Here is a 16,380-nt window from a genome sequence, read left to right on the forward strand (position 1 = left end):
GCGGTCCTGGGCCCGCCCGCGCGGGCCCCCGCCCCCACTGCAGCCATGCGCTGCTGCTTGCGATCAGTGCCCGCGCAGCTTGTGCCAGGCCTCCACCGCCAGCACCACCAGGCCACCAATGGCTGCACCAACGGCCACATGCACCAGCGTTGGGGCCAGCAGTGCCACCACGCCACCCATCGGGGCTACGGTACTCTCCAGCCAGTGCTCGATCGGCCCAATGCCATGCACCAGCAGGCTGCCACCCACCATGAACATCGCAGCCGTTCCGACAATCGACAGGCCACGCATCAGCCAGGGCGTAAACGCAATCAGGCCCCGGCCAAAAGCCTTGGCAGCGGCACTGGTCTTGCGCATCAGCCACATGCCCACATCGTCCATGCGCACAATACCGGCGACCAGGCCATAGACAAACACGGTGATCGCCAGCGCCACGGCCACCAGCACTGCAAACTGCTCCCACAGCGGCTTGCTGGCCACAGTGCCCAGCGCGATGGCGATGATTTCTGCAGACAGAATGAAATCGGTACGCACCGCACCCGCCACCTTGGCTTTTTCATAGGCCACAGGGTCCATGTTTTTCTCGCTGGCAGCCTTCACGGATGATGGCGCCACGCCCATCTGCGCAGCCTGCTCGGACTCCTTGACGGCATCATGGGGCGCCTGTTTGCCGGGCTTGTGGAACAGGCTCAGCACCTTCTCCACCCCTTCAAAACACAGAAAAGCGCCGCCAAGCATCAACAGCGGCGTGATCAACCAAGGTGCAAAAGCACTGATCAAAAGCGCTGCCGGCACCAAGATGACTTTGTTTTTGAGCGATCCCTTGGCCACCGCCCAGACCACCGGCAACTCCCGGTTGGCCTTGACCCCAGTCACCTGCTCGGCGTTCAGCGCCAGGTCATCACCCAGCACCCCCGCCGTCTTTTGCACCGCCACCTTGGTCTGCGTGGCCACATCGTCCAGGATGGCCGTGCTCTTGCCCGCAGCCGTCTTGGTCATCAGCGCCACATCGTCAAGCAAGGTCGCAATATCATCGAGCAACATCAACAAACCAGCACCTGCCATTACGCACTCCCTGTCTAAATTCGGTGGCAAATCATAGCGATTTCACAAAGCAATGCCGTGTCAGGCCCCGTAAAACGGTGATTTCTACGTTTTGTTGGAGCTTGTTCACAAAACTTTATGCAGGCCTTGTCAACAACTTCAGCCTGCGGCCCGTTGTACACCCATCTACACCAGAAAGGTGAAAGGACTGAAATGACTGAAGTGTTTGCTATTTGGCCTGAAGACGAACGTGACCGTAAGCGTGCTCCTGCCCGCTTCTGATACCAGCGCAGCCTGCAAGCGGTTGAGCCAGACCTAAAAGCCCGGCACCCGCAGCGATTGCAAGCCCACTGATCTCTCTCACTTAAGCCCCGCTCTGCGGGGCTTTGTTTTGCCTGTAGCAACGCTCCTACAGCGCAAAACGCAGCCAAGCCCTCCGCCATGCCAGCAGAGGGCTTTGGCTTTTACACCGCCACCATGTGCTCGTACAGGATCAGCGAGCCAATCGCAATCAGCACCACACCACCCACCGCCTCTGCCCAGCGGCCGGTGATATTGCCCAGCACGCGGCCGACCATCACGCCCAGGGTCACCATCGCAAAGGTGGCAAAGCCGATGCTGAGCGCAACGACGGTGATGTTCACATCCAGAAATGCCAGGCCCACGCCTACCGCCATCGCATCGATGCTGGTGGCAAAGCCGGTGGCCACCAGCAGCCAGAAGCCATGGCGCGCGGGCCGGCTCATCTCGGGCTCATCGGCGCTTTGAAAGGCACCCAGCACCATGCGGCCGCCCAGCACCAAGAGCAGCACAAAAGCAATCCAGTGGTCCCAGGCCTTCACATAATCGGCCGCGGCATAGCCCAGCGCCCAGCCCACCAGCGGCGTGATGGCCTCGATAACACCAAAGATCAGGCCGGTGCGCAGTGCCTCGGACCAACGGGGTTTGACAAGGGCAGAGCCTTTGCCAATCGCGGCGGCAAAGGCATCGGTAGACATGGCAAGCGCCAACAGGGAAATGGAAGCAGCGTTCATCGGAGGTTCTTCTAGGACAGTCGGGCATGAGCACAACGGCATGCCACCACTGCCCGACCGAGGTCGTGCTGGCATGCCGATGGTCTCGCCAACCGAAGAACGGATGTCTGCGCCACAGCATGCGAAATGCCGAGTATGTTGACGCAGACGCTTCCAGCGCGGAAGCAGGCTACTCCCCAAGGGAGCCCGCAGTCTAAACGCTGCGCAGCGCTTCGGAGCACATGGCCCCAAACGCGCCAAGTTCTTTAGGAATGGATCGCATTTCTGTCTTGCTGTTGCGGCCTGGACCCAGCAAAACGCCAGCCGCTACAAGCCGAAACATGAGCAAGCTCATGTACTGCAGCTCTCCCTTGGCACCCTCTGACAGAGGCAGCCAAGGCGTCTCCCAAGTAACAGTGTGGCACTTCACCCAGGGTTGCCCCTAGTTCATTTTCAGGTGTTTTGTATACACTTAATGTATGCATATGTGCACACAACGCATAGCCATTGAGGCCTGTTTTGTGCTGCACATGCCATGCATGGACCCGCGCACATGACGAGACAAACCCGGCCGCCAGGCCGCAAATAAGGCGCAGCTGGATGCGCCCGATCCAAGGATGTCAATGACCGATCTTGCAGCAGACCAGAACGCAGGCTTTGCCTTCAATCCCGCACAGCAGCGCCCCGCAGCGGCCGGTGCCTTGCCCGCCGGCGTATGCCCCTCGCTCTACAACAAAGACCTCGCGCCCACCAAGAAAGACAGCCGCTCCTGGGGTGCCTACAGCCTGTTCACGCTCTGGGCCAATGATGTGCACAGCCTGGGCAACTACGCCTTTGCCATCGGCCTGTTTGCGCTGGGCCTGGGCGGCTGGCAGATTCTGACGGCGCTGATGATGGGCGCCGCCTTGCTGTTTGTGCTGCTGACCTTGTCGGGCTTCATGGGCCCCAAGACGGGCGTGCCTTTTCCGGTGATGAGCCGCATCAGCTTTGGCACCCGGGGCGCGCAGATCCCGGCCTTGATCCGGGGCGGTGTCGCGATTGCCTGGTTCGGCATCCAGACCTACCTGGCCTCCAAGGTGCTCGATGTGCTGTTAATCACCCTCTTCCCCAGCCTGCAGGCGCTGCTGGCGCACCAGGTGCTGGGCCTGCCGGTGCTCGGCTGGATCAGCTTCAGCCTGCTGTGGGTGGTGCAGACGATGATTGCCTGCTGGGGCATGGAGAGCATCCGCAAGTACGAGGCCTTTGCCGGCCCGGTGATTCTGGTGACCTTTATCGCGCTGGCCGGCTGGGTGCTCTACAGCTCGGGCGGCAAGATCCAGTGGACGGCGTCCAAGCCCAGCACCGGTGCGGCGATGTGGGTGCAGATCATGGGTGCCGCCTCGCTGTGGGTCGCCATCTATGGCACCTTTGTGCTCAATTTCTGTGACTTCACCCGGGGTGCCACCTCGCGCAGCGCCGTGGTCAAGGGCAACTTCTGGGGCATCCCCATCAACATGCTGATCTTCGGCCTGATCGTCGTCGTGCTGACCGGCGGCCAGCTGGCGATCGATGGCACGCTGATCCTGAGCCCGACCGACATCGTCGAGAAGATCCCCAACAAGCCCTTGCTGGTGCTCGCCAGCCTGTCGCTGCTGATCCTGACCATCGCCGTCAACCTGATGGCCAACTTTGTCGCCCCCGCGCTGGCCCTGGCCAACCTGCTGCCGCGCCAGCTCAACTTCCGCCGCGCCGCCCTCGTCAGCGCCATCCTCGGCTTTGTGATCCTGCCCTGGAACCTCTATGACTCACCGCTGGTGATCCTGTATTTCCTGGGCGGTCTGGGCTCGTTCCTGGGCCCACTGTTTGGCATCGTGATGGCCGACTACTGGCTGATCCGCAAGCAGCGCGTGCATGTGCCAGCGCTCTACAGCGATGACCGCAACGGCCCTTACCATTACGAAAACGGCGTCAACCGCCGCGCCATCCAGGCCCTGGTGCCCTCGGCCCTGATTGCGCTGCTGTTCGCCTTTTTGCCGGCGCTCGAATCGGTATCGCACTTTTCCTGGTTCATTGCGGCCGGGCTCGGCGGCCTGTTCTACTGGCTGCTGACGCCCAAGGGCCAGCACTATGAAGACCAGGACGGCGAGGCCATTGCCGTGAACCATGCCCAACATTGAGACGGAGTTTTTTGCATGCGCATTCTGATCGTGAACGTCAACACCACCGAGAGCATGACCGAGGCCATCGGCGCCCAGGCGCGCCGGGCAGCCGCACCGGGCACCGAGATCGTCGCCCTCACCCCGCGCTTTGGTGCTGAATCGGTGGAAGGCAATTTTGAGAGCTACCTCTGCGCTGTCGGCGTGATGGATGCCGTCATGCGCTATGACCAGCCCTTTGATGCCGTCATCCAGGCCGGCTACGGCGAGCATGGCCGCGAAGGCCTGCAAGAGCTGCTGGAAGTGCCCGTCGTCGACATCACCGAGGCTGCGGCATCGACGGCCATGTTCCTGGGCCACAAATACGCCGTCGTCACCACCTTGGACCGCGCTGTGCCCTTGATCGAAGACCGGCTCAAGCTGGCCGGGCTGGATGCGCGCTGCGCCTCGGTGCGCGCCAGCGGCATGGCCGTGCTGGAGCTCGAGAGCCAGCCCGAGCGCGCGGTCGATGCCATCGTGCAGCAGGCCGCCAAGGCCGTTGAAGAAGACCATGCCGAGGTCATCTGCCTGGGCTGCGGCGGCATGGCCGAGCTCGAAGACAAGGTGCGCAGCCGCACCGGCGTGCCCGTGGTCGATGGCGTGGCTGCCGCGGTGACCATTGCCGAATCGCTGGTGCGCCTGGGCCTCAAGACCTCCAAGGTGCGCACCTATGCGCCGCCGCGCGCCAAGCGCATTACCGGTTTTCCGCTGCCCGATTCGCTGGGCCGCTAAACGGCTCCGTCTCCCAGCCTCTGTTTACTCCAACCGCCCTGCTCCGCAGGGCTTTTTTCTGGCTGGGTGAGTGCCAGGCAGCGTCATTGACTGGTCTTGAAGCCTTGGGTTGCCGCCCAGGCCGCCACATCATCGCGGCGAATGGCGGCTGCCATCAGCTGCGGGAAGGCATCCGGCGTGCAGGCAAAGGAAGGCACGCCCAAGGCCGCTAGCTTGGCGGCCAGTGCGGCATCATAGGCGGGCGCGCCTTCGTCGCTCAGCGCCAGCAAGGTGATGAACTGCACGCCGGATTCCACCAGCTCGTTGGCACGGCGCAGCAGGCCGGATTCCACGCCCCCCTCGTACAGGTCCGAGATCAGCACCAGGATGGTGTTGCGCGGTTCGCTGATCAGGCTCTGGCAGTAGCCCACGGCGCCATTGATGTCGGTGCCGCCGCCCAACTGCACGCCAAACAGCACATCGACCGGGTCGTCGAGCTTGTCGGTCAGGTCCACCACCGCCGTGTCAAACACCACCAGCTTGGTGGCGACGGCAGGCAGGCTGGCCATCACCGCGCCAAAGATGCTGGAGTAGACCACCGAGTTGGCCATCGAACCACTTTGGTCGATGCACAGAATCACCTCGCGCTGCGGGCGGCGCGCCTTGCGGCCGTAGCCGATCAAGGTCTCGGGCACGATGGTTTGGTACTCGGGCTGCCAGTGGCGCAGGTTGGCGCGGATCGTTCGGTTCCAGTCGATCTCGGCATGGCGCGGGCGGCGGTTGCGCTGGCTGCGGTCCAGCGCGCCGGCCACGGCGCTGCGCATCGGCTCTTCGAGCTTTTTCATCAGCTCGTCCACCACCTTGCGCACCACCAGGCGCGCGGTGGCCTTGGTGTTTTGCGGGATGACCGAGCCCAGCGAAATCAGGTTGGCCACCAGGTGCACATCGGGCTGCACGTTCTCCAGCATCTCGGGCTGCAGCAGCAACTCGCGCAGCTGCAGGCGCTCCATCGCGTCGCGCTGCATCACCTGCACCACCTGGCTGGGAAAGTACTTGCGGATATCGCCGAGCCAGCGCGACACCGAGGGCGAAGAATTGCCCCGGCCGCCTTTGCGCGAACCGAGCTGGCTGTCGCCTTCGTAGAGCGCGGCCAGCGCCTGGTCCATCTCCTGCAGGCGTCCGCCCACGGTTCCGCAGCTGGCATCGGCCGGGCTGCCCAGCACCATGCGCCAGCGCTGCAAGCGGGTGGTGGGCTGCAGCGCTTCTGCCTCGTCGGGCGGCAGGGTTTGGCTATCGTCTTGCGCCCGGCCGGGCGCGGGATGGGTGGCATTAGTCATCGTCATCACTCCAGGGCTTGTTTGGCAGGCATCGCGGCAGGCGGAATCTGCGCCAGCAACTCGAGCGGCAGCTCCAGCCCCAGCAGGGTGTTGAGCAGCGGCAGCGCCAGCACGGCGCGCGCCTCGTCCCAGGGCGCATCCTCATCGCCCGCCGCCAAGGCGGCAGCAGGCACAGCCGCACCAGCCACCGGCGCGCGCCGGGCCTTGTCTCCCAGGCTCTGCCGCTCATGCTTGCTGAAGTTGGCAAAACTGCGCCGCACCAGCGGCAAAATCTGCGCAAACTGCACTTCACCCAACCCGGCCAGCCAGGCATCGACGGCACCCCAGATGGCCTCGTCGTGCAGCAGCACCAGCGCCTGCTGGTTCAAAAAGCCATCCAGCCAGGCGGCGACATCCAGCGGCGCCGCGCCCAGCGAGAGGTTGCGGTTGAACTGCAGCACCACCTCGGCGCTGTCCAGCAAATGCTCGTCCAGCAATAGCCGGCAGCCCATGCCGCGCAGCAAGGCCGCAGCCGCATCGCCCATCGCCAGGCTGCGCAGCGCAGCGCGCCAGGCGTCGACTGCGGCCTGGGCTTGCGCATCATTGCCACGCAGGCGCAGCGCCTCGTGCGCGGCCAGCACCTTGCCCTTCATCGCAGCAGCGGCCTCTTCGTCCATCGCCATGCAGGCCACTGGCAGGCCAATGGCGGCGCGCAGCACCAGCGAATCGATGACCGTTGCCAGCAAGGCCGTATCGGTCTGGCGCACGCTGCCATAGCGGTACACATTGGCCAGTGGCGGCAGCGCCTGCAGCAGCTGGGCCACATCACCGGTGGTGGCCGCGCGCTCGGCCAGGGTGGCAATCAGCGATTCGACCAGCTGCGGCAAGTTCGCCAGCAACGCGTCGTCAATCGCCTGCGCAATCTCGGGCAAGGGCGTATCGGGCGAGAGGCTCGCGCGCAGGCGCGCAGTGGCGGCCTGCGCCACGGTGGCGCCATGCACGCTGGCCTCGATGATGCGCACGGCCAGCTCGGGCTCCCACTGCATCTGCCAGCTCTCGCGGAAGGTGCCACGGTTGCGCTGTGCATCGGCCGCGCGCGTGCCCCAGCCAATGCCCAACAAGCGCAGGCGGTGCAGAAAATGGCTGCGCGCCAGGTCGGTCTCCTTGCGCAGATCCAAGGCCAGCAGCTTGCTGGCCGCCTCGGGCTTCATGCGCAGCGATTTCTGCTGCTGCTCGATATCGCGTTGCAAGGGCACCTGCGGCACATCGGCGGGCACCGTGCCCAGCACATGGCCGACGGTGAGCTCGTCATCGATCAGGTTCAGCGGCGCGGTCTCGCCCATGCAGACCACCGTGACGATGGCCTCGTTGATCTCCTGCAGCCCGGGTATCGGCTGGCCACGCATGGCAGCCAGGCCTTCGGCCAAACGGGTGGCCTCGATGATGTGGGCGCTGGAGCAGTCTAGGTCCTTGTCGCGCAGCAGGCGTGCCACGCGGGTCAGCCAGCCGGCGGTGCGCAAGGTGGCGGCATCACGCGCGCTGCGGGCAGGTACGGCCAGGCCTTCTGCCGCTTGCTGTGCCAGGGCCGCATCGGCCCGGTAGCACTGCCAGAGATGCGCGTACCAACCCGGCGAGGTGACGCCTGCGCCATAGCCGCTGCGGCTGGCCAGGTTGCGGTAGGTCCAGGGCGCCCAGGTTGCCAGCACCTTGGCCTTGGGCAGGCCCTTGAGCACGGCGCTGTCGGCCTTGGCGGTGGTGCTTTGCTGCAGTGCGGGCACATGCCAGGCGCCGCAGACCACCGCAATGCGCTGGTAGCCGGCCTTGACTGCTTCACGGATGCACTGGCGCATATGCGCCTCCCGCTGGGCCTCGCGCAGCACATAGTGCGGGCCGCGCCAGGCCTCACCCTCGTCGCCCAGTTCGCTGCGCACCGCCGTCATGGCCTCGTTGATACTGCTAAACAGCGCTTCGCTGTTGCCGCGTTCTTCCACCAGGCGGTTCCACCAGCTCTCGCCATCCTCAAAGCCGGCCGCATGGGCGAGCCAGTCGAGCGGGTCGCGCATCGGCGGCTGCTTGCTCTCGATCGGTTCGCCGACGTCGCTGTCCATATCTGCCACCGGGGCTGTGTCAGCGCTGGCCTCAGCGGCATCGCCTGGCGCCTCTTCCGCTGCCTCCAGCGCATCGTCCTCGCCTTCTTCTCCATCCACATCCTGCGCAGGCTCCGGCTTTTTCAACGCCTGGCGCCGCGCCCAGTCCTGGGCCATCGCATGGGTTTGGGGCAGATCGATAAAGCGCGTGGCCACCCCCTGCTCGCTCGCCCATTGCAGCGCCTGCCATTCGGGCGAGAACTCGGCAAAGGGGTAGAACGCGGCCTGGCTGGGCTCGTCTTGCATGTACACCAGCATGGCGACAGGCGGGCGCAGCTCGGCACTGCGCAGCATCGGCAGCAGCGCCTCGCCCTCGGGCGGGCCTTCCACCAGCAGGCAGTCGGGCTGCAGTTGCGCCAGCGCTTGCACCAGGCTGCGCGCACAGCCCGGGCCGTGGTGGCGAATGCCAAAGAAATGGACGTTGTCAGCAGAAGTGGCCATGGGCTCGGTCAGCGTTGTCGGGGGCAGAAGAAGAACGGTGTCAGCGGCTTAGATTTGCTCGCGGCAGGCGCGGTACAGGTCTTTCCACTCCGCGCGCTCCTTCACCACCGTCTCCAGGTATTCCTTCCAGACCACGCTGTCCTGCACCGGGTCCTTGATGACGGCGCCCAAGAGGCCCGAGGCGACATCGTGCGCACGCAGCACGCCATCGCCAAAATGGCCGGCCAGCGCCATGCCGCTGTTGATCACCGAGATCGCCTCCGCGGTCGACAAGGTGGAGCTGGGCGACTTGATGCGCACGGTCTTGCCGTCTTCGGTCTGGCCATTGCGCAGCTCGCGGAAGATCTGCACCACGCGGCGCACTTCTTCGAGCGCCGGGGCCTCGGCAGGCAGCTGCAGCGCGCGGCTTTGCTCGCCCACGCGCTTGGTGACGATCTTCACTTCCTCATCCTGCGAGGCAGGCACGGGCAGCACGACGGTGTTGAAGCGGCGCTTCAAGGCGCTGGAGAGCTCGTTGACGCCCTTGTCGCGGTTGTTGGCCGTGGCGATCACCGAGAAGCCGGCAACGGCCTGGAACTCGGTCGAGAGCTCGGGCACCGGCAAGGTCTTTTCGGACAGTACGGTGATCAAGGTGTCCTGCACATCGGCGGGGATGCGGGTCAGCTCTTCGATGCGGGCGATCTTGCCGAGCTTCATCGCATGCACCAGCGGGCTGGGGACCAGCGCCTTTTCCGAGGGGCCATGGGCGAGCAGCTGGGCATAGTTCCAGCCGTAGCGCAGCTGCTCTTCGCTGGTGCCGGCCGTGCCCTGGATCAGCATGGTCGAGTCGCCACTCACTGCCGCTGCCAGGTGCTCGGACACCCAGGACTTGGCCGTGCCGGGCACACCGTACAGCAGCAGTGCGCGGTCGGTGGCCAGGGTCGATACCGCGATCTCCATCAGGCGTGGGCTGCCGATGTACTTGGCGCTCACTTCAAAACCATTGCTCAGCGTGCCGCCCATCAGGTACTGCAGCACGGCCCAGGGCGAGAGCTTCCAGTTGGGTGGGCGCGGGCGGTCATCGGCCTTTTGCAGGGCATCTAGTTCTTCGGCAAATTGCTGCTCGGCGTGCTGGCGTAGTACTTGGCTCATGGTGTGCTTCCGGTAGAGATCAAAAGGTTCGGGGTGGGCGCCATCAGGCGGGCTGGGCCGCTTGCAGCGCCAGGCGCAGATCGACAATGCGGTTGAGTTGGGCGAGCACCTGCTCGTCATCCCAGGGGCGCAGGCGCGAGCGCTCCAGGCGCGCTTGCTGCTCCTGCTTGAGCTTGGCGATGTCGGCCTCGGTACTGCCTTCGGGCACCACCAACGCAGCGGCGTCGTCGGTAGCCGTGGGCTCGGCAGGCGCTGGCGCCCGTGGCGCGCGCCACAGCCGCGCAAAGCGCTCCAGGTCAGCCACCTGCAGGCGGCGTGCGCAGGCCAGAACGGCATGGTCGGCCTGCCAGCTGTGCCAGTTGCCTGCAGGCTGGCGCGCCTGCAAGGTGCTGAGCAAGGCCTCGAGCAACCAGCGCGACATGGCAGGCGAGAGCAGCTCTGCGCGCCCCATGCCTTCGTCGATGCGGTGGATGGCCTCGATAAAGGCGCTCTTGCCCAGCTTGGCCTGCAACTGCACCAGCCACTGGGTTTCGCGCTCTGCGGCGCTGAGCTCGGCCATCAGCAGCGGCAGCACATCGCTGCTGCGCGAATCGCTCTCCATGCTCTGGATCAGCGGCAGCCAGCGCACATCGCGCTGCGCACGCAAAGCCGCAATCCAGCCCTGGCGCAGCGCGCCCTTCCAGTCGCTGCGCCGGCTCCATTCCCAGAGCTGCTCGGGCGTCTTGCCCAGATGGTGCTGCCAGAAATCGAGGGGCGTGAGCTCCACCAGCTGCTGCAGCCACCAGGCGCGATGGCCCTTGATATAGGCAGGCGGCTGCAAGGTGACGCCGTCGCGCTCCCAGTCCTTGTGGCCTTCTTGGGGCGGCTCAATCTGCCACTCGCCCTGGGCATCCTGGCTCAGCATGGCCTGGAGCGCTGCGCCCATGCGCTGGCTGTGCGGGCTGTGCGGCAGGCGTGCGAGCAGGCTGGCGGCTGATTCGCGCACCTCCTTGCTTCGGTCGCCCAGCAGCTTTTCCAGCAAGGCCTCGTCGTGGGCCGACAGGCCGCGCGCCAGGCTCTGCACCATCGGTGCACGCTCGCGGGCGCTCAGCTCCTTGAGGCTGGCCTCCAGCCGCGCGCGGGCGCCTGCCGGATCGGTGGCGCGCTGCTGCTGCAGCAAGGCCACACGCTGCTCGAGCGAGCCTTCCTGCCAGATCTGCTCGGCATCGGCCGTCTCCTGCACGCCATGCGCATAGGCCCACTGCGGGTTCTGGGCGGCCAGCCAGCGGCCGCGCTCGCCCAGCACCGGCGTGAGCCACTGGCGCAGCTCCACCGATTGGCGGCCCTGGTGCAGCGCATCCACCAGCAGCGCATAGGGCAGGCGCTGGCCGGCTTCATCGAGGCTGGCCAAGGCCAGCGCCAGCAGCTCGGGCGCATTGCCCTGCAGCACCTCGCCGAGCAGCCGCAACAGTGGCTCGCCCTGCGGCGCCGGGCGCGATTCTTGGGCCGGTGGCGGCAAGGCTGCGGCGCCGGCCGCCGCAGCCAGCTGCGGCTGCGATGCACCGGGCTGCCAGCCCACGCGCTCCAGCACGGCAGCAACGGCGGTGGCGCGCAGCACTTGCTCGGCCTGGCTGCCTGCCGGCTGCATCAAGGCCGCCTGCAGGGCCTGCTGGCTGGCCGGCGCCGTGCGGTCGATGCCCTGGGTAAAGAGGGCTGGCAGCGCCAGCCGCTCGGCGCCCCCCAGCGCCGATTGCTGCAACGCAGCCCAAAGATTTGCATGGCTCACAGCACGTCACCCCGGTTCTGCCAGATGTTGGTCCATGGCGCCTGGCCATCGCCGGCCTGCCAGGCACTGAGCAGGCGCCAGCGCCCTTGCTGCTGGCCGCCCTCCCATTCGCCAAACAGCGCCATCGGCGCGCCGCCACCGAGCGCCTGCAGTTGCCAGGCCTGGTCATCGGCTACGGCCAGCGGCACCAGCGCGGCGGCCTCGGCCCCTTGCGGCCAGACGGCATACCACTGGCCCGCGCTGACCTGCAAACGCGCCTGGCCGCACCACAGCGGCTGCACCGGTTGCAGAGGGTTGGCGGCAATGCGCTGGCTCAACTGCGCCAAGGCATCGCGCCATGCGGCCTCGTCCAAGGGGGCGCCGACGCCGGGCGCCAGCAGTTCGATATCGGAACCTGCGATGGCGCGCAGCGGCGCCTGGCCGGGGTAGAAATGCAGGCTGCCCCGGTAGCTTTGCGCCAGCAACCACGCGGTCTCAAAACCCCGGCCGCCTTGCGCATAATCGAGCAGCCAGGCAATGCGCCCGCTGTGCTGGCCTTGCAGCCATACGCGGCGCTCCAGCAAGCGGCCTTCGCGCTCAATCTGGCGCAGGCCCACCACCCGCCAGTCATCGGCCAGCGCCTGGCCCCGCGCCTGCACCTCGGCCTTGTCCAGGGGCCAGCCCAGCGCGGCCATGACATCGGCCCGGGTCTCGGCGCCGAGGGCATCGCGGCGTGCCACCGCGTCGGCCAGCAACTGCCAGTGGCCCAGCTGCACCAGCAGGTCACGCGACCATTGCGGGTGGCTGTCCACCAGCTCCCAGGCCTCCTTGATGCGGGCGGCCATGCCGCTGGCCTGCGCATCGACCATGCGCGCGGCCATGGTGTTCCAGTGCTGGCGCGCCTGCTGGTCGCCCGAGAGGTTGGCCAGGCCGTTGCGCAGCATGTCCTGCATCCACAGTTGCAGCTCATGCATGCCGGCAGCCACCTTGTCCCAGTGCTTGTCATCGCGCTTGGCCTGCTGCTTGGCCAGCGTCTCGGGATCGGGCGGGGGGGCTGCGGCAATGGCAGCGGCCTTGGCTTCTTTTTTCTCGGCTTTTTCAGCGCGGCTGTCCAGCCAGGCGCTGACCCAGGCGGGCGGCTCGGCGTTGTCGGCCACCTGGCCGGCAGCGCGCAGCAGCATCAGCGCCAGGCCATGTTTGCAGGGGAATTTGCGGCTCGGGCAAGAGCACTTGAAGGAGGGCCCGCTCAGATCGACCTGGGTCTGGTAGGGCTTGGAGCCGCTGCCCTGGCATTCGCCCCAGGCTGCCGTTTCGTTGCAGCCCAGAGTCGGCCATTTGCTGGGGTTCTTCAACCCTTGTGCCGCCTTGGTGGAAGAGGCATCCGGTGACAGCGCCACCACCTCGGCTTCGGTTGCTAAGACACGTGACAAACCGCCTCCCCTTCCGTTCAATCTGTTAGTAATCCGCTTTATAGATTTATTGCTAGCGGCATCGCACGATTGTAGGCAGGGTGCAAGACGAAATGATGCAAGACGGGCCTCCGACCCGCCTGGCGTCTCACTTTTTTACAGATTTGCGGCGTTCCCAGGCCACCATCGTGAGGATGACGATGGCGGCGCTGAGCGAGATATGGCCGCACCAGGTGACCAGGCCCAGCGACCAGCCCTTGAGCGCCACGGCAATCGCCAGCGAGGCCAGCAACGCCAGCCAGCCGGCCAGGCGCAGGCCCCGGGTTTGGCCGGCTGGTAGTTCACGGCCAAACAGGTCGAGCTGGTGGCGGTCCATGGCCAGCGCCAGCAGTGCAAATGCCGGCAGCGACACCAATTGGATAGCGAGGTGGTTCATGGCCGGGCCTCCTGCAGATCAGTGGCGATGGCAGCGGTGGCTGCCACAGCGTTGGTGACGGCCACGGCGCCGGTATCGGCAGCACGTGCGGCAGGCGCTTGCCGTGGCGCCGCCTGGCGCTGCGGCTTGAGCTTGGGTTGGTGGCGCCAGGTGCGCACCGCCAGCCAGGCATGCAGCGCGGCCAGCGCCAGCAAGGTCAGCTCCAGCCCGCTGAACACCCAGTCACCCTCGATCAGGCTGCGCCACAGCGGGCGGTCGGTGGTCAGCACATTGAGGACCGGCAGCAAGGCCAGTGCCGCGCAACCGGCCCAGAGCAGCTCCACCCAGGCGCGCTTGGCAGGCCGCAGCATGGCCCAGACTAGGCTGGCCCCCCAGAGGATGAAGAACCAGTGGATCTCCCAGTCGCTGCGTTTTTCCATGCCCAGCGGCAGCAGGCGGTTGGCCCAAAGCATGGCGGCCATGCCGATGCTCAGGCCCGCAATCGCGGCAATGTTCAGCCGCTCCACCAGCCAGAAGCCAAAGTATGGCTTGTCCGGATGGGGCAGCTTGGTGCGGCGCTTGACGGTCCACATCACCAGACCGGTGCCGACCATGGCCGTGCCCGCCAGGCTGGTGAGGAAGTAGAGCCAGCGCACGGTGCTGTCGCCAAAGCGGCCCAGGTGCAGGGCGTACAGCACGCCCCGCGTTTCAGCCGCTGCGCCGACCTGGTCCTTGACCTCGAGCAGCTTGCCCGTGCTGCCCTCGAACAGCATGTATTTGGGGCTGATCGACACGCGCTCGAAATCGCCATAGGTGACGATCACGCGCGCCGAGGCATCGCCGGCGTTGTTGACGGTGACGCGGCCAATGCGGTCTTCGCCCCAGCGCTGCTGGGCCTGGCGCACCATATCGCCCAGGGGCGCCAGCGGCGCGGCCTCCCCACTGGGTTTGCCAGCGGGAATAAAGGCGCTCAGCTCGCTTTGCATGGCCTGGCGCTCGGCCTGGGTCTTGAACGCAGCGCTGCTGGCCCAGGGCATGGTCATGGCCATCAAGGTGACCAGACCGGTATAGGTAATCATCGCGTGGAAAGGCAGCCCGAAGACCGACAGCGCATTGTGCGCATCGAGCCAGGAGCGCTGGCCCTTGCCCCAGCGGAAGGTGAAGAAGTCGACAAAGATCTTCTTGTGCGTGATCACGCCGCTGACAATGGCCACCAGCATGAACATGGCGCAAAAACTCGCCAGCCAGCGGGCCCAGAGCACGGGCATGTAATGGAACTGGAAGTGGAAACGGTAGAAGAACTCACCGCCCACGGTCTCGCGGCCGGCCACCTTCTGGCCGGTCTGCGGATCGAACACCGCGCTGCCAAAGCCGCGCTCGCCCTTCTCGGGCTTGGCAATGCGCCAGAACGCGCTCACGACATTGTTGCGCGCATCGGGCATGCCCAGGCTCCACTGGTTGCTGCCAGGGGCCACTTGCTCCAGCACCTGCGCCACGCGCGGTGCCACCTCGGAGGCATCGGGCACCACGGCCTGGTGGGCCAGCTCGGGCCGCATCCACTGCGAAATCTCTTCCTTGAAGTAGCTCACCGTGCCGGTGAGAAACATCGCATACAGAATCCAGCCCACCAGCAGCCCGGCCCAGATATGCAGGTCGGACATGGTCTGGCGAATGCCGCGTACCGCTGGCTTGCTCGGTTTGCTATCTTTTTTATCAATGGCAGTCATGCCGGAGTCACTCCATTCCATACCGGCCAGGCGGCCAGCAGCAGCGGTATTGCGGCCAGCAGCAGCCCCACCCAGGCACGGGTGGCCGAACGCACGGCAAACACCCAGATCACCGCGCCGGTGTAGACCAGAAAGCTGGCCATGGTGCCGGCCAGCACGGCCTGGGGTTTGGCCATGGGCAAGGCCAGCACGGCCACGCTGGCCACGGCCGCCAACGCATAGCCGCCGCCAATGGCGGCGACGATGCGCGACAGCAGCGGGCCGACCCGGCAGGCCTTGGCCAGCGCGGCGCGCAAGGCGCCGCTCAGCACTTGGCTGGTCATTTATTTGGCCGGGTTGGGCGTTGCCACAGGGCCAGCCGCCACAGGGGCCACGCCCTCAGGCTTCACATAGGTGACCGAGGTCACATAGCTCACGCCGTCGTACTTCTCGCCAGCGCGTTCGCCGGGCGTGCGGTCGTTGTGCTTGATCTCGGCCACATACTGGCCTTGCCATGGCAGGTCGAAATGCACCAGGCCTTGGGCATCGGTGTGGCCCTCTTTCATCCAGCCCGATTGGGTGACCAGCGCGACCTGGGTCTTGGCCAGCGGCTGGCCCTTGAACGTGGCCTTGAACTCACCGTCCTTGCCGGTCGGGGTCAGGTCCAGTGCCAGCTTGGGCTTTTGCGCAGCAAAGCCGGTGACCAGGCGTGCAGCGGGGTGGTACCAGTTGGTGACATCCTTGCCATCACGCTTGAACTTGGACAGCGGGTAGTTCGCGTCCTCGGCCACGATGGACTCGCCCGCCTGAACGCTGAAAGGCAGTGCAAAGCCATTGGCGGTCTTGTTGCCGGCAGCGGCCTTTTCCTCGCCCTTGGCGTTGATCAGCACGCCCTGGGGCTTGCCAAAGTGGTCCAGCAGGCCGGGGGATGCTTCGCGCAGGTTGTCGCCAAACTCGCCAAAGCGCAGCACCACGGCATGGTCTGCACCGGCGGGCTCGAGCCAGACCTGGTGGGCTTGGGCGGACATGGCCAGCACGGCCAGGCTCAGGGCAGACAGGGATTTCTTCAACATATGCTCTCTCTCCTATTTTGATAAACATGCTGCAGGCGCCTTGTGCGCTCCCGCAG

The 16,380-nt window shown here is 65.9% G+C and carries 13 protein-coding genes and 1 riboswitch; of the genes, 2 read left to right on the plus strand and 11 right to left on the minus strand.

Going from position 1 to position 16,380, the window contains the following annotated elements:
• Positions 1-63 precede the first annotated feature (63 nt).
• Entirely contained in the window at positions 64-1,065 is a 1,002-nt protein-coding gene (locus tag WH265_RS23690) for a DUF808 domain-containing protein (protein WP_021026715.1), read from the minus strand.
• A 443-nt stretch (positions 1,066-1,508) separates the two neighbouring features.
• Positions 1,509-2,078, minus strand: a complete 570-nt coding sequence (mntP, locus tag WH265_RS23695) for a manganese efflux pump MntP (RefSeq protein ID WP_339517628.1) — start codon at positions 2,076-2,078, stop codon at positions 1,509-1,511.
• A gap of 19 nt (positions 2,079-2,097) precedes the next feature.
• Positions 2,098-2,263, minus strand: a riboswitch (yybP-ykoY riboswitch).
• A gap of 417 nt (positions 2,264-2,680) precedes the next feature.
• Here mntP and WH265_RS23700 point away from each other — a divergent pair.
• Positions 2,681-4,213, plus strand: a complete 1,533-nt coding sequence (locus tag WH265_RS23700) for an NCS1 family nucleobase:cation symporter-1 (RefSeq protein WP_339559866.1) — start codon at positions 2,681-2,683, stop codon at positions 4,211-4,213.
• A 15-nt stretch (positions 4,214-4,228) separates the two neighbouring features.
• Positions 4,229-4,963, plus strand: coding sequence for an aspartate/glutamate racemase family protein (locus WH265_RS23705; protein ID WP_021027627.1), 735 nt, complete (start codon positions 4,229-4,231; stop codon positions 4,961-4,963).
• A gap of 83 nt (positions 4,964-5,046) precedes the next feature.
• Here WH265_RS23705 and WH265_RS23710 read toward each other — a convergent pair whose 3' ends face one another.
• From WH265_RS23710 to WH265_RS23750, 9 genes are all read right to left on the minus strand, one after another.
• Positions 5,047-6,168, minus strand: coding sequence for a VWA domain-containing protein (locus WH265_RS23710; RefSeq protein WP_232539663.1), 1,122 nt, complete (start codon positions 6,166-6,168; stop codon positions 5,047-5,049).
• A 116-nt stretch (positions 6,169-6,284) separates the two neighbouring features.
• The gene (locus WH265_RS23715; RefSeq protein WP_339559867.1) at positions 6,285-8,846 is read right to left on the minus strand and encodes a DUF5682 family protein; all 2,562 of its coding nucleotides are present in this window, start codon (positions 8,844-8,846) and stop codon (positions 6,285-6,287) included.
• A gap of 48 nt (positions 8,847-8,894) precedes the next feature.
• On the minus strand, positions 8,895-9,977 hold the full coding sequence (locus tag WH265_RS23720) for an ATP-binding protein (RefSeq protein ID WP_260719205.1): 1,083 nt from the start codon (positions 9,975-9,977) through the stop codon (positions 8,895-8,897).
• 43 nt (positions 9,978-10,020) lie between these two features.
• Positions 10,021-11,742, minus strand: a complete 1,722-nt coding sequence (locus tag WH265_RS23725) for a DUF5691 domain-containing protein (RefSeq protein WP_339559868.1) — start codon at positions 11,740-11,742, stop codon at positions 10,021-10,023.
• Entirely contained in the window at positions 11,739-13,151 is a 1,413-nt protein-coding gene (locus tag WH265_RS23730; protein WP_339559869.1) for an SWIM zinc finger family protein, read from the minus strand. Before WH265_RS23730 ends, WH265_RS23725 begins: the two co-directional genes overlap by 4 nt.
• A 127-nt stretch (positions 13,152-13,278) precedes the next feature.
• Positions 13,279-13,566: a DUF3325 domain-containing protein gene (locus WH265_RS23735; protein WP_339559870.1), complete on the minus strand. Its 288-nt coding sequence runs from the start codon at positions 13,564-13,566 to the stop codon at positions 13,279-13,281.
• Positions 13,563-15,272 carry a PepSY-associated TM helix domain-containing protein gene (locus WH265_RS23740; RefSeq protein WP_339559871.1) on the minus strand — a complete coding sequence of 570 codons (1,710 nt, stop codon included), beginning with the start codon at positions 15,270-15,272 and terminating at the stop codon, positions 13,563-13,565. Before WH265_RS23740 ends, WH265_RS23735 begins: the two co-directional genes overlap by 4 nt.
• The gene (locus WH265_RS23745; RefSeq protein WP_339559872.1) at positions 15,269-15,595 is read right to left on the minus strand and encodes a DUF3649 domain-containing protein; all 327 of its coding nucleotides are present in this window, start codon (positions 15,593-15,595) and stop codon (positions 15,269-15,271) included. The genes WH265_RS23740 and WH265_RS23745 overlap by 4 nt, the downstream gene beginning before the upstream one ends.
• Positions 15,596-16,324 (minus strand): cobalt ABC transporter substrate-binding protein, encoded by a 729-nt coding sequence (locus WH265_RS23750; RefSeq protein WP_339536151.1) that lies wholly within the window; start codon positions 16,322-16,324, stop codon positions 15,596-15,598.
• Between the last annotated feature and the right edge of the window lie 56 nt (positions 16,325-16,380).

Origin of the sequence: Comamonas sp. MYb396 (assembly GCF_037479555.1) — a bacterium.
GTDB lineage: Bacteria > Pseudomonadota > Gammaproteobacteria > Burkholderiales > Burkholderiaceae_C > Comamonas.